Consider the following 13,815-nt stretch of genomic DNA (forward strand, 5'->3'; position numbering starts at 1 on the left):
AGTCTCGACCCGGGGACCACCACCGACCACCGGAGAGGGCATGGACGACGACGTCGCGGTGCACGACCTCATCGAGCGGCTGCTGCCGGAGCGCCTGCGGCGGCTGCGGCGGGTCGGTGGCGTGCCCGTCGTCTTCGGCGGGGCCACCAGGCCGGTGGGCGGCACGTCGTCGCTGGTCATCAGCCGGCTCACCGGGACGCTCGGCACGTCGTTGCACGGCCTGGTGGTGCGGTCCGGGCTCGGCCTCGGCGGAGCGGTGCTGCGGCACGGGGCGGCGCGGCGGGTGGACGACTACGCGTCCACGGCCGGCATCACGCACGACTACGACCGCGTGGTGGTGGCGGAGGAACGGCTGACGTCGGTGTTCGCCGTGCCGGTGGTCGTCGGCGGCTCGGTGCGCGGGGTGCTCTACGGGGCGGTGCGCGACCCGCACCCCATCGGCGACCGGGTGCTGACCGCGGCGACAACGATCGCCTCCCGGCTGCAACGCGACGTCGAGGACCTCCTGCGGCCCGCCCCGCCCGTCGTGGCCGACCCGCGGGCCAGGGCGTTGGACGACCTGGCGGCGGTCGTCGCGGCGACGGAGGACCCGGGGCTCCGGGCCAGGCTGGCCCGCATCCACCGCGACCTCGGCGGCGTGCCCGCCCGGCCGGTCCCCGGCGGGCCCCGGCTGTCGCCGCGCGAGCTGGACGTGCTGCGGCTCGTGGCCCGCGGCGACGGCAACCTGGAGATCGCCGGCGAGCTGGGGCTGCGGCCCGAGACGGTCAAGGCGTACCTGCGCAGCGGCATGCGCAAGCTCGACGTGCACAACCGCACCGCGGCCGTGCACGTCGCCTGCCGGTGGGGCCTGCTCGCCCCGCCGACCGCCGGCTGAGGCGTCACGGACGGGCGACGACACCCGCCCGCGTGCCCGGTCGTCGTGCTCCGATTGGTCTAGTGTGGGGCGCGTGCTGCAGATCACCGGCCTCACGTGGGCGGTCACCATCGCGCTCATCGTGCTGCTGCTGGCGGTGGACCTGGCCCTCGCCGCGGCACGGCCGCACCGGGTCGGGTTCCGGGAGGCGGGCCTCTGGTCGGTCTTCTACATCCTCGTCGCCGTCGGTTTCGGCGTCTGGCTCTGGTCGGCCCACGGCGGCGGCTTCGGGACCGAGTACTTCGCCGGGTACATCGTCGAGAAGAGCCTGTCGGTCGACAACCTCTTCGTCTTCGTGATCATCATGACCACGTTCGCGGTGCCCGAGGAGCACCAGCACAAGGTGCTCACCTTCGGCATCGTGCTGGCGCTGTTCATGCGGGCGGTGTTCATCGCGGTCGGGGCCACGCTGCTGGCGTTGTTCTCGTTCATGTTCCTGCTGTTCGGCGTGCTGCTGATCTTCACCGCGGTGCAGCTCTTCCGGCACCGCGACGAGGACCCGGACATCGAGAACAACGTGGTGGTCCGGACCGCGCGCCGGATCCTGCCGCTCACCGACGACTACGTCGGCGGCCGGATCCTCACCCGGGTGGACGGCCGGCGCGTGGCCACACCCCTGTTCGTCGTGCTGGTGGCCATCGGCGGCGTGGACCTGCTGTTCGCGCTGGACTCGATCCCGGCGGTGTTCGGCGTGACCGAGGAGCCCTACATCGTCTTCACCGCGAACGCGTTCGCTCTGCTCGGGCTGCGGGCGTTGTTCTTCCTGGTCAAGGGCTTGCTCGACCGGCTGGTGTACCTGTCGGCCGGGCTCGCGCTGATCCTCGCGTTCATCGGGGTGAAGCTGATCCTGCACTGGGCCCACGTCGACGTGGACGACCGCGTGCCCGAGATCCCGACCCCGCTGAGCCTCGGCGTGATCGTGGTCGTGCTGCTGGTGGTGACCGTGGCGAGCCTGGTCAAGACCCGCCGCGACCCGTCGGCCAAGGCGCACGCGGGCTCCCTGCGCGCCCGCTCGGACGAGGCCCGCGACCGCGAGCGGTGAGGTCGGGTAACGGCAGCGCGCGGACCGCGATGCACCGGACATGCCGATGACCGATCTGACGACGGTGGCGCTGCCGCCCTGGGCGGTACCGTCCCGTCCCCGCGAGGTGGGCGTCGGCGACCACGCCATCCGGATCCGGGAGCGGTGGTGGCGATCGGCGATCGGCGATCGCGGGCTGCCCGGCCGGCCGCCGGTCGGCCCGACGCTCACCCGGGCCGAGGTGTGGGCGCCGGCCGACGACGTGTTCACGACGCTGTGGCGGGTCCTGGCGTGGGGGTCGGGCAGCCGGTTGCGGCAGAACGCGCGCAGGTTGGACAGCATCGCCGCCGACGTGCCGCGCGCCGAACGCCTCCTCACCGAGGCGGCGGCGAGGTCGCGGCACGACCCCGCCGGCGCGTACGCGGTGCTGTGGCCCGACGGGCGCAGCGCGATCGGGTGGCTGGGCCCGTCGTTCTTCACGAAGTTCCTCTACTTCGCCGGTGGCGGCAGCCGGGAGCACCCGTGCCTGATCCTGGACCGGGTCGTGGCCACCGCCCTGCGCGACCACTGCGGCTGGGCCTCCCTCGACCCCGCCGGGTCCTGGCCGGCGCGGACCTACCAGCGGTATTGCGACCTGCTGGCCCGGTGGGCGCGGGAGCACCGCTGCGCGCCGGACGAGGTGGAACTGGCGCTGTTCGCCGGCCCGCCGGACGCCGGGTGAGGCAGGCGGCCGGTCAGCGCGAGGCCCGGCCGGCGCGAGTCCGACCGGATCTGACCAGCGAAGGTCCGGCCGGCGCGGGTCCGGCGGTGCGAGTCAGGCCGGCGCGCGTGCGGGGTCCGGTCAAAGCAGGGTCGGGTCGACGTGGATCTTCGGGCCCGGTCCGGCACCCTCGACGGGGTGCCCGGCCAACACGTCGGCGACCCGGTCCAGGCCCACGGTCGCGGCGACGAGTGGGCGCGGGTCGACGGTTCCGGTGGCGTAGGCGGTGATCGTGTCGGCCAGGCCCGGCGAGGCGGACAGGACGCCGACGGCGGTGACGTCCTTCAGCGCCAACGCCCTCGTGTCGATCCGGCTCGGGTTGCCCGCCAGTCCGATGTAGACGACCCGGCCCGAAGGCTCCACCCGGTCGAGCGCCAGCGCCGGGAGGTGGGCGGCGTTCGAGGCGTCCACCACGGCGTCGAACGGCAGGTCCGGCAGGGTGTCCTCGGTCCACGTGCGGTCGAAGCCCAGCGCCCGGGCGAAGGCGGGCGACTCGTCGGCCCGGCCCATCAGGTGCACCTCGACGCCCTCGGCGCGCAGGAACATCGCGGTGAGCAGGCCGATCGTCCCCGGTCCCAGCACCAGCGCCCGGTCGCCGGGGCCGACGTCGGCGGCCCGGGCGGCGCGCAGCGCGTTGCCGCCCGGCTCGACCAGCGCGCCGAGCGCCGCGTCGACCCGGTCCGGCAGCACGTGCAACGACCACGCGGGCACGGCGATCCGCTCGGCCAGCGCGCCGGGCCGCCCGTCGCGGATGCCGACCTCCTGCCGCCGCTCGCAGACGTGCTGCCGCCCGCGCCGGCACCGGCGGCACGTCCGGTCGCCCAGCATGGTGTCGCCCATGACCCGGCGGCCGAGCCAGGCCGGGTCCACGCCCTCGCCAACGGCGCGGACGGTGCCCGACCACTCGTGGCCCAGCCGCATCGGGTACGAGCTGTGCCCCTCGTGCAGGTAGGCCATCTCGCCGGTGAAGAACTCGACGTCCGTGCCGCACACGCCGACCCGCTCGACGTCCACGACCACCTCCCCCGCGACGGCGTCCGGCACGGGCACCTCGCGCGCCTCCCCCTCCCGGGGCCCGGTGAGCACGAAGGCGCGCATGGTGGCCCGGCTCATCGCGGGGCGAGCACGTGCTGGCGCTGGCTGCCCAGCCCCCGGATGCCCAACTCCACCACGTCGCCGGGCCGCAGCCAGACCTGCGGGTCGAGGCCCATGCCGACGCCGGGCGGGGTGCCGGTGTTGATGAGGTCGCCCGGCTCCAGCACCATGAACTGGCTCAGGTGGTGCACGATGAAGTACGGGTCGAAGACCATCGTGGCGGTGCTGCCGGTCTGCCGGCGCTCCCCGTTGACGTCGAGCCACAGGTCCAGCGCGAGGACGTCGTCGATCTCGTCCGGCGTGACGAGCCACGGGCCGGCCGGGTTGAACGTCTCGGCGGACTTGCCCTTGGTCCACTGCCCGCCGCGCTCCAGCTGGAACGAGCGCTCGCTGACGTCGTTGACGACCAGGTAGCCGGCGATCGCGTCGCGCGCCTCCTCGACCGAGTCCAGGTAGGAGGTGCGCCGGCCGACCACGATCCCGAGTTCGACCTCCCAGTCGGTCTTGGTCGAGCCGCGCGGGATGCGGATGTCGTCGTCGGGGCCGACGAGCGTGTTCGGCGACTTGGTGAACAGGATCGGCTCGTCGGGCACGGCCTGGCCGGTCTCGGCGGCGTGGTCGCGGTAGTTCAGGCCGATGCACAGGATCTGGTGCGGGCGGGCGATGGGCGCGCCGACGCGCTCGCCCGCGAACCGGGACACCCGGCCCGCCTCGGCGCGGTCGGCGACGACGGGGCGGACGCGGTCGGGGCCGCCGCTGCCGAAGAACTCCTCGTCGAAGTCGCGGACGACGTCGGACAGGTCGACGTAGGTCTCGTCGTCCAGGCGGGCGACGGGCTTCTCGGCGCCGGGCGCGCCGATGCGCATGAGGTACAAGGGTTTTTCTCCGGGCTCGGTGGAACGGGCGATCAGGGGGCGACGGGGCGCGGTAACGACGGGCCGGGCAGCCGGGTCCGCGCGGCGGCGGTCACCGCGCCCCGCCCAGGTCGCCGAGCAGGTCGCGGATCCCGTCCACGGCGTCGACCAGGGCGCGCAACGGCGTGCGGTAGGCCAGCGCGCTGACGCTCAGCGCGCCGGAGGGCGTCGTGGGCGAGGTCGCGTACACGGGCAGCGCGACGCAGTTCACGCCCGGCTCGTTCTCCTGGTCGTCGGTGGCGTAGCCGCGCTCGCGCGCCTCGACCAGGTCGCGGTGCAGGGCGTCGACCGTGCCGCGCGTGTTCGGGGTCCGGCGTTCGAGGTCGGTCGGGCCGATCCACGCCGCGACGTCGTCCCGGGTCCGCAGGCGGTGGGCGAGCAGCAGTTTGCCGACGGCGGTCGCGTGCGCCGGGTTGCGCCCGCCGACGGTCGAGGTCAGCCGGACCGGGCCCGCGGGCGGGTCGACCTTCTCCCGGTAGACGACCTCGCGGCCGTCGAGGACCGCGTAGTGCGTCGTCTCCCCGAACCGGTGCGCCAGCGACTCCAGCACCGGGCGCACGCGCACGTGGTCCGGGCGCGCCTCGTGGTGCGCGAAGGCCATCCGGAGGAATTCGTCGCCGAGCAGGTAGCGCCCGCGCGCGTCCTGGTCGGCCAGGCCCGCGCGGCGCAGCGAGCCCAGCGCCCGGTGCACGGTCGGCTTGGGGCTGCCGATCACCCTCGTCAGCTCCTCCAGCCCGACGCCGCCGGGGTGGCGGGCCAGCTCCTTGAGGACGGCGAGCACGCGGTCGGACCCGACGAGCCTGCTCGCGTCGAGCCGAGCCACGTCCCCGGTCGCGGGTGCTGTCGCTTTCGCCGACGGGTGGTTATCGTTCATCGCGTTCCACAAGTTAGACCATCGTGTCGATAGGTGGAAGGCGGTCGCAGGTGACGTTACGGAGCGCCCAGTGGTACGCGGGGGACGGTCGCAACGCCTACATCCACCGCGCGTGGATGCGGCGCGGGGTGCCCGGTGACGCGTTCGACCGCCCGCAGATCGCCATCGCCAACACCGCCTCGGACCTGACGCCGTGCAACGCGCACCTGACGGAGGTGGCCGCGTCGGTGCGCGACGGCATCCACGAGGCCGGCGGCATCCCGCTGGAGCTGCCCGTGGTGTCGCTGGGCGAGACGCAGGTCCGCCCCACCGCGATGCTGTGGCGGAACATGGCCGCGATGGCCACCGAGGAGATGCTGCGGGCCAACCCGATCGACGGCGTGGTGCTGCTCGGCGGGTGCGACAAGACCATCCCGTCGCTGCTCATGGCCGCCGCCTCGGTGGACCTGCCCGCCGTGGTCGTGCCGGGCGGACCGATGCTGACCGGCACGTTCCGCGGCGTGCCGCTGGGGTGCGGCACCGACGTGTGGCGGCTGTCGGAGGAGGTGCGCGCGGGCTCGCTGTCGAACGAGCAGTTCATCCGGTCCGAGTCGGCGATGATCCGCAGCCGGGGCCACTGCAACACCATGGGCACCGCGTCCACCATGGCGCTGGTGGCCGAGGCCCTGGGCGTCGTCGTCCCCGGCGTCGCGGGCACGCCCGCCCCGGACAGCCGCCTGCTGGAGGCCGCGCACCGCACCGGCCGGCTCGCCGTGGAGCTGGTCACCGCCGACCGGCGACCCGGCGCGTTCCTCACCAGGGCGTCGTTCCACAACGCCATCGTCGCCCTGGCCGCGATCGGCGGCTCGACCAACGCGGTGGTCCACCTGCTCGCCATCGCCGGACGCCTGGGCGTCGACCTGACCCTGGACGACTTCGACCGGATCGGCTCGGACGTGCCGGTGCTCGTGGACCTCCAGCCCGCCGGCCGGTTCCTCATGGAGGACTTCCACCGCGCGGGCGGTCTGCTCGCCGTGCTGCGCGAGGTGCGCGACCTGCTCGACCCCGACGCGCTCACCGTGACGGGCAGGCCGCTGGTCGAGTACCTGGACGACGCGCCGATCTGGGACCCGGAGGTCATCCGCACCCGCGCGACGCCGCTGGTGGAGCACGGGGGCATCGCGGTGCTGCGGGGAAACCTCGCGCCGCGCGGAGCCCTGGTGAAGCCCGCCGCCGCGTCGCCGCACCTGCTCAAGCACCGCGGCCGGGCCGTGGTGTTCGACTCCATCGAGGACTTCCACGCCCGGGTGGACGACCCGGACCTGGACGTGGACGCCGACTCGGTGCTGGTGCTGCGCGGCTGCGGGCCCAAGGGTTACCCCGGCATGCCGGAGGTGTCGAACATGCCGCTGCCGAAGAAGCTGCTGGAGCAGGGCGTGCGCGACATGGTCCGCGTCTGCGACGGCCGCATGTCCGGCACCGCCTACGGCACCGTCGTGCTGCACGTCGCGCCCGAGGCCGCCGCCGGGGGGCCGCTCGCGCTCGTCCGCACCGGCGACGTGATCACCCTGGACGTCGAGGCCCGGCGCATCGACGTCGAGCTGTCGGACGAGGAACTGGCCGCCCGCACGCCCGACGAGGCCACCGTCGCCGGGTTCGCCAACCCCCGTCGCGGCTGGGAACGCCTCTACGTCGACCACGTGCTCCAGGCGGACACCGGGGCGGATCTGGACTTCCTGCTCGGTTCCAGCGGGTCGCGGGTCAGCCGGGAATCGCACTGACCGGGACGACCGCGGACCGGCCGGGATCGCGCCGACCGGGACGAGCCGACCGGGCCGGGATCGCGGCGAGCGGAACGAGCCGACCGGGCCGCGATCGCGCCGACCGCGACGAGCCGACCCGGCCGGGCAGGGACCGCGCCGAGCGGGACGGGCCGAGCGGTGCGCGGCGCAAGGCTTTCCGGTCGTGCGCGCCGGGGTTCGGGATCCGGCCGAGGGCACGCCGGCCGTCGGGACGCGAGGACTCCCGCGCCCAGCGGCCCGGCGTCGAAGGGACGACGCCGGGCCGTGGCCGCGCCGGTTCACGGACGTGCGCGTGAACCGACGACCCGCGGAGGAGGTCGTCACACGGTCGTGCGCGACCACTGCTGGTTGGCGCCGGTGTTGCAGGTGTACTGCTTGAGGATCGCGCCGTCCGCGGTCGACGCGGCGGGCACGTCCACGCACTTGCCGCTGTGCCGGGCCCGGAGCTGGAAGTAGCCGCCGTTGGCCACCATCTGGAACTGCTGGTTCGTGCCGCTGCCGCACGTGTACTGGATGAGTTCCGCGCCGTCGGCGGTGGACGCGCCGACCACGTCGAGGCACTTCCCGCTGTGGCGGCTGACGATGCGCCAGTAGCCGCTGCCGGCGTCCTCGAACTGCCACTGCTGCCAGGCGTTGCCGCCGTAGGTGTACTGGCCGATGCGCGCGCCGTTGTCGGTGTTCGGCTGCTGGACGTCCATCGACTTGCCGCTGTGGCGCACGTCGAGCCGGTAGTACGTGCCCACCGGCGGGTTCGTGGAGCCGTCGCCCCAGGCGTAGCGGACCCGGTCGGCCCCGGAGGCGTTGCGCAGGGTCAGGTCGAGGTTGGTGCCGCTGCCGCTCAACGCGTACAGCGAGTAGTGGTCGTAGCCGAGGTTGCCGGTCAGCTTGCCGCCGAGCGCGGGCCAGTACGTGCCGCCCATCCTGTTGTCCCGCATGACCTGCGCCACGGCGCGGAGGTAGCGCACGAAGTTGTCCGTGCTGTTGGCGTCGCCGTAGTTGAGACCGGTGGACTGCGGCGAGCCGAATTCGGTCACGACCGCGCGGGACGCGCAGTTGCCCAAGCGCGTCTGCATGTGGCTGCGGAACGCGTCGTAGGTCATCGGGCTGTAGAAGAAGGCGTAGTAGTGGAACGACAGCAGCGTGGCGTTGAAGCGGCTGTCGTTGCAGATGTCGCGCAGGTCCTGGCTGAAGCCGGTGCCGCCGATGAGCACCCGGCCGGGCACGGCCGACGTGTGGTAGGCCAACCAGTTCGCCGCGACGGTGCGCCACTCCGCCGACGAGTAGCCGTGCGGCTCGTTCATCGGCTCGAAGTAGACGTTGGCGTTGGACCCGTAGGTGTTGGTCACGCTGGACCACATCGTGTTCCACGCGGCCAGGTTGGTGATCCGGCCGCCGGAGGCCGCGCCGTCCTCCCAGTACGCGAGGATGACCTTGAACCCGCGCTCGGTGGCGGCGTCGATGGCCCCTCGGTAGGAGTTCCACCAGGTCGTGTTGGCGACGGTGTGGGTGTTGATCGGCAACCGGACGGTGTTGACGCCCATGGTGGAGGCCATGTCGTCGTACAGGGCGTTGGCCTTCGCCCGCACGGTCGCGTAGCTGTCGGACTGGTTGAGGCCCTGCACGACGAGCGTGCCGGTGGTGAAGTTGTCGCCCAGCATGGCCCAGTTCATGCCGCGGAACTGGCTGGTGGCGGCGGTGGCCGTCGGCGTGAGGGCGACCAGGCTCGCCGTCACCGTCAGCGCGGTCGCCACCAGGGCGGTCAGCGAACGCCGGGTTCTCCTCGGCGCTCGTGCCGGGTGGCCGTCGGACGTCGTGGTCGGTGTCATCGGTTGTCCAATCAGGCGTGGTCCCGCCGGGTGCGGGGATTCGGGTGTCGTGGATCAGGTCCGGGTGCGGCTCCGCTGCCGGTTCGCGCCGGTGCCGCGGGTGTACTGCGGGATGTCGGCACCGTCGCCGGCGCCGGAGTTCACGACGTCGAGGCACTTGCCGCTGTTCTGGTTGACCACGCGGGAGTAGCCGCCGCCGGCGTCCTCGACCGGGCGTCGCCCTTGAACGTGGTGTGGACGTGCCCGGAGGCGGCTCGGGCGGGCGGGGCGACGACCACCGCGGCGCAGGCGGCCGTGGGCACCGCGAGGCCGAGTCGGGCCGGCCGGTTGTCCGGGCTTCGGCGTTCGGGTCACGGGTGGTCTCCCGGTTCGGCGGGATCGGGCACGCGGTCGGCGGCTCGGGGCCGGGGCAGGCGTGAGCACCCCGGACGCGGACGGACGCGGTCGAACGCGGACGGGAGCGGACCGGTCGTGCCGTCCGGTGTGGACGGAGAGGGAAAGCGCTTAACCGGCGACGCGACGGGTGGGGCGTGCGCGGCGGGCGGGTGAAGAGTTCATCGTTGATCTCCTCGGAGGTGTCGACGACTGCGCTCGGTCGACCGGCCCTGGCCGGCGGTTCCGCGGTGCCCGGCGTGCCGGTCGTCGCGACCTCCGGCGGCGGCCCGTCGGGATCGCCCGGCTCGGCGTCGCCGTCGACCGTCGTCCACGGCGTTGCGGGCGGGTGGAGAACCCGGATGTTTGCGTTAACATCCGGAGCGGTCATAGTGTGCGAGGAAGCGCTCGACGGTGTCAATACGACTGGCGACTTCCGGTCACCGGGCCGCGACGAGCCGTTTCGCCGGCCCCGGATCCGCTGCGCACGGCTCCGGCCACTCCCTCCCACCCCACCTCACCAGGGACATCAGGCGGCGACAGGCCGACTGTGCACGTTCCCACACAGTCACCATTGGTGGAGCCAGTCTGACCCCTGGTACTGCGCCGACTTGTTGTGTACGTTCACAGCACCCTGGAGCCGGATCACCCCACGGAGCACGCCATGCGAGTCGCCTCCCTGCACGGACCGCGAGCGGTGGCGGTGGTCGGGCTGGTGCTCGCCGGCGCCCTGGCGACGCCGCCCGCCCAGGCCGCGGACGGCCCGGTCGAGGCGGGCATCGTGGTCCGCAAGGTCGAGAACCTGCCCGAGGACTTCGTCAACGGGGTCGATGTGTCGTCCGTGATCGCCCTGGAGCGCTCGGGGGTGGTGTTCCGCGACGCCGCCCGGCAGCCGGCCGACCTGTTCGCGGTCCTCGCCGGAGCCGGGATCACCGACGTCCGCGTCCGCGTGTGGAACGACCCGTACGACGCCGCCGGCAACGGGTACGGGGGCGGGACCGTCGACGTCGCGCGGGCCGTGGAGATCGGGGCGCGGGCGACCCGTGCCGGGCTGCGGGTGCTGGTGGACTTCCACTACTCCGACTTCTGGGCCGACCCGGCGAAGCAGCAGGCGCCGAAGGCGTGGGCCGGGCTCTCCGTCGCGGAGAAGGCCGACGCGGTCGGCCGGTTCACCACCGACGCGCTGCACCGCTTCAAGGCGGCGGGCGTCGACGTGCGCATGGTGCAGGTCGGCAACGAGACCAACAACGCCGTGGCCGGTGTGACCGGGTGGGAGGGCATGGCCCGGCTCTTCTCGGCCGGCTCGGCGGCGGTTCGGGCGGTGCTGCCCGACGCGCTGGTCGCCCTCCACTTCACCAATCCCGAGTCGAGCGGCCGCTACGCCGGGTACGCGCGGGAACTCGCGGCACGCGGCGTGGACTACGACGTCTTCGCGTCCAGCTACTACCCGTACTGGCACGGGACCCCCGCGAACCTGACGTCCGTGCTCAAGCACGTCGCCGACACCTACGGCAAGCGGGTCGTGGTCGCGGAGACGTCGTGGGCGCACACGCTGGCCGATGGCGACGGGCACGGCAACGTCATCGACCTGCCCTCGGAGGCCACGCAGTACCCGGTGAGCGTGCAGGGCCAGGCCACGGCGGTGCGCGACGTGGTCCAGGCCGTCGTGGACGTCGGCGCGGCGGGCATCGGCGTCTACTACTGGGAGCCGGCGTGGTTGCCGGTCGGGCCGCCGTCCGCGCTGGAGGCGAACAGGCTGCTCTGGGAACGGGACGGCTCCGGGTGGGCGTCGAGCCACGCGGGCGGGTACGACCCGCACGACGCGGGCCTCCACTTCGGCGGCTCGGCCTGGGAGAACCAGGCCCTGTTCGCCGCCGACGGCACACCGCTGGAATCGCTGAACGTGTTCGCGTACGCCCGCACCGGGTCCGTGGCGCCGCGCGAGGTGACCGGCGTGGGGACGGTGGCGCTGACCGTGCCGGAGGGCGAGCCGGTCGTCCTGCCGTCGGCGGTCACCGTCGCCTACAACGACGGTTCCGCGGAGGAGCAGCCCGTCACGTGGTCGGGCGCGCAGGAGTGGATCTCCGGCCCGGGCTCCTACCGGGTGAGCGGGGTGACGGCGTCCGGGCGCGCGACCGAGGCGGCCGTCGTCGTCGCGCAGCGGAACTTCCTGCGCAACCCCGGTTTCGAGGCGCCGGACACCGGCATGTGGGAACGCGCCGGAACGGGCGTCACGGTCCGCGCGACCGACGACCCGCACGGCGGGGAGCGGTCCGCGCACTTCCACTCCCCCGACCCCTACGCCTTCACGCTCTCGCAACGCGTCGACGGCCTGGCCGCGGGCGACTACGTGGCCCGCGCCGCGCTCCAGGGCGACGGCGAGGCCACGCCCGACGACGTCCGGATCACGCTGGCGACCCCGGCCGGCGCCGGCACGGCCTCGTTCGCGCTGACCGGTTGGCGCAACTGGTCGACGCCGACGACCGGCGCGGTGACCGTCCCCGAGGGCGGTTCGGCCACCGTGACGATCACGGCCGACCTGCCGGGCGGCGCGTGGGGCACGCTGGACGACGTCGAGCTGGTCCGCCACCTGCCGCCGGGCGCGGACACGGGCGCGCTGCGGGCTTTGGTGGACCGCGCCGGGCGGATCGACCGCGCCGCGTTCGCCGACCTCGCCCCGCTGGACCGCGCCGTCGAGGTGGGCCGGGTGGTCCTGGGCGCGCTCTCCCCCGCCGCCGACCGGGTGGCCGGGGCCGTGCGGCGGCTCGACGACGCCTTCGGCGGGCTGGAACCCGTCGGTGAGGCCCCCGCGCCGAGGGTCGAGCCGGTGGCGGTCGCCGTCGTGGACGGCGAGCCGGTCCGACTGCCCCCGCACGTCACCGTGACGGCCTACGACGGCGTCGTCACCGAGCAGCCGGTGACGTGGTCCGACGCCGTGCGGTGGATCGCGGGGCCGGGCGCGTACGCGATCCGCGGCGCCACCGACGCCGGTCTCGCGGTGACCGCGCGCGTCACGGTGACCGGGCGGAACTGGTTGCGCAACGGCGGGTTCGAGGACGCCGACACGTCGATGTGGACGGTCGACGGGCCGGGCGCGCGCATCGTGGGCACCGACGACGCGGCCGGCGGCTCGCGCGCGCTGGCGTTCTGGCTCGACTCCGCCTACTCGTTCACCCTCACGCAGCGGTTGTCCGGCCTCCCGGCGGGCGAGTACGTGCTGTCCGCCGTGACGCAGGGCGCCGGGGCGAGCCCTTCCGACGCGTTGACGCTGTCGGCCCGTTCCACCGCCGGGTCGGCCGGCGTCCCGCTGGAGCTGGCGGGCTGGAAGGCGTTCCGCACCGCCACCACCGCGCCGGTGGCCGTCGACGCGGACGGCGAGCTGACCGTGTCGGCGTCGTTCGCGCTCGGCGCGGGCGCGTGGGGCTCGATCGACGAGCTGCGCCTGGTCCGCGCCGGCGCGGCCGACGTGGACACCGACGGGCTCGCGGCGGCCGTCGCCGAGGCCGAGGGGATCGACCGCGGCGGCTACACGCCCGGGTCGGCGGCGACGCTGGTCGCCGCGATCGAGCGGGCGCACGTGGTGCTCGACGCCGACCGCCCGACCCGGGACGCGGTGGACGGCGCACGCCGCGCGCTCGCCGACGCGGTGGCGGACCTGGTCGTCCGCGACAGCGCCCGGCAGGCGCCCGGGCAGGGCGTGCTCTCGCACGACAACGGCTGGGACACCGGCCTGCACGACGGCGCGTACGCGGTGCGGATGAACCTGTGGTGGGGCGAGAACGCCACGTCGTTGCGGCTCTACGAGAACGGCGTGCTCATCGCCCGCGTGCCGCTGGCACCGGACGGCCTCAACGCCCAGTCCGCGAGCGTCCCGGTGACGGGCAAGCCCAACGGCGCCTACGTGTACACCGGCGAGCTGGTCAACTCCCGGGGCCGGACCGCCGTGCGGCCGGTGACGGTCACGGTGACCCGGGCAGCCCCGGCGACGCCCTCGATCAGCCACGACAACGCCGACCGGGACGGCGACTACCGGGTCGTCGCGAACCTGTGGTGGGGCACCAACGCGACGTCGTACCGGTTCTTCGAGAACGGCGTGCTCGTCGCGGAGGAACCGCTGCCGGCCGCCACGCCGAACGCGCAGAGGGCCGAGCTGGCCGTCACCGGCAAGCCCGGGGGCTCCTACCTCTACCGCGCCGAGTTCGTGAACGCGGCGGGCACGAGCACCAGCGGCGACGTCCGGGTGGAGGTCCGGCGGTAGC

Annotated in this window: 10 protein-coding genes; 5 read left to right on the forward strand and 5 right to left on the reverse strand. The window is 74.0% G+C overall.

The features are described from left to right. Positions 1-40 precede the first annotated feature (40 nt). From ACWEFJ_RS27640 to ACWEFJ_RS27650, 3 genes are all read left to right on the forward strand, one after another. Positions 41-874, forward strand: coding sequence for a helix-turn-helix transcriptional regulator (locus tag ACWEFJ_RS27640; RefSeq protein ID WP_449715489.1), 834 nt, complete (start codon positions 41-43; stop codon positions 872-874). Between the two features lie 73 nt (positions 875-947). Further along, positions 948-1,955 (forward strand): TerC family protein, encoded by a 1,008-nt coding sequence (locus ACWEFJ_RS27645; protein WP_378091517.1) that lies wholly within the window; start codon positions 948-950, stop codon positions 1,953-1,955. Positions 1,956-2,001: 46 nt separating this feature from the next. After that, positions 2,002-2,655 (forward strand): 8-oxoguanine DNA glycosylase OGG fold protein, encoded by a 654-nt coding sequence (locus ACWEFJ_RS27650; protein ID WP_449715490.1) that lies wholly within the window; start codon positions 2,002-2,004, stop codon positions 2,653-2,655. 120 nt (positions 2,656-2,775) lie between these two features. Here the strand turns inward: ACWEFJ_RS27650 and ACWEFJ_RS27655 are convergent, their stop codons facing one another. From ACWEFJ_RS27655 to ACWEFJ_RS27665, 3 genes are all read right to left on the reverse strand, one after another. Continuing rightward, positions 2,776-3,807, reverse strand: coding sequence for a zinc-dependent alcohol dehydrogenase (locus ACWEFJ_RS27655; RefSeq protein ID WP_449715491.1), 1,032 nt, complete (start codon positions 3,805-3,807; stop codon positions 2,776-2,778). After that, positions 3,804-4,664, reverse strand: a complete 861-nt coding sequence (locus ACWEFJ_RS27660) for a fumarylacetoacetate hydrolase family protein (protein ID WP_449715492.1) — start codon at positions 4,662-4,664, stop codon at positions 3,804-3,806. The genes ACWEFJ_RS27655 and ACWEFJ_RS27660 overlap by 4 nt, the downstream gene beginning before the upstream one ends. Positions 4,665-4,755: 91 nt before the next feature. Further along, complete coding sequence (locus ACWEFJ_RS27665) at positions 4,756-5,526, reverse strand: IclR family transcriptional regulator (RefSeq protein WP_449715493.1); 771 nt, start codon at positions 5,524-5,526, stop codon at positions 4,756-4,758. 101 nt (positions 5,527-5,627) lie between these two features. Between ACWEFJ_RS27665 and ACWEFJ_RS27670 the strand changes: the two genes are divergently transcribed. After that, positions 5,628-7,337, forward strand: a complete 1,710-nt coding sequence (locus ACWEFJ_RS27670) for an IlvD/Edd family dehydratase (protein WP_449715494.1) — start codon at positions 5,628-5,630, stop codon at positions 7,335-7,337. A gap of 341 nt (positions 7,338-7,678) precedes the next feature. On the opposite strand, the gene ACWEFJ_RS27675 is transcribed toward ACWEFJ_RS27670, so the two are convergent. Next, positions 7,679-9,184: an RICIN domain-containing protein gene (locus ACWEFJ_RS27675; protein WP_449715495.1), complete on the reverse strand. Its 1,506-nt coding sequence runs from the start codon at positions 9,182-9,184 to the stop codon at positions 7,679-7,681. Positions 9,185-9,238: 54 nt separating this feature from the next. Next, the gene (locus tag ACWEFJ_RS27680) at positions 9,239-9,607 is read right to left on the reverse strand and encodes an RICIN domain-containing protein (RefSeq protein WP_449715496.1); all 369 of its coding nucleotides are present in this window, start codon (positions 9,605-9,607) and stop codon (positions 9,239-9,241) included. A gap of 613 nt (positions 9,608-10,220) precedes the next feature. On the opposite strand from ACWEFJ_RS27680, the gene ACWEFJ_RS27685 reads away from it, so the two are divergent. Beyond that, positions 10,221-13,814, forward strand: coding sequence for a glycosyl hydrolase 53 family protein (locus ACWEFJ_RS27685; protein ID WP_449715497.1), 3,594 nt, complete (start codon positions 10,221-10,223; stop codon positions 13,812-13,814). Position 13,815 lies beyond the last annotated feature (1 nt).

This window comes from Actinosynnema sp. NPDC004786 (genome assembly GCF_053601135.1).

Excerpts from the sequence above, each read along its gene's own strand:
- ACWEFJ_RS27675 (WP_449715495.1), bottom strand. The coding sequence starts at position 9,184 with ATGACACCGACCACGACGTCCGACGGCCACCCGGCACGAGCGCCGAGG.
- ACWEFJ_RS27655 (WP_449715491.1), bottom strand. The coding sequence starts at position 3,807 with ATGAGCCGGGCCACCATGCGCGCCTTCGTGCTCACCGGGCCCCGGGAG.
- ACWEFJ_RS27640 (WP_449715489.1), top strand. The coding sequence starts at position 41 with ATGGACGACGACGTCGCGGTGCACGACCTCATCGAGCGGCTGCTGCCG.
- ACWEFJ_RS27650 (WP_449715490.1), top strand. The coding sequence starts at position 2,002 with ATGACCGATCTGACGACGGTGGCGCTGCCGCCCTGGGCGGTACCGTCC.
- ACWEFJ_RS27685 (WP_449715497.1), top strand. The coding sequence starts at position 10,221 with ATGCGAGTCGCCTCCCTGCACGGACCGCGAGCGGTGGCGGTGGTCGGG.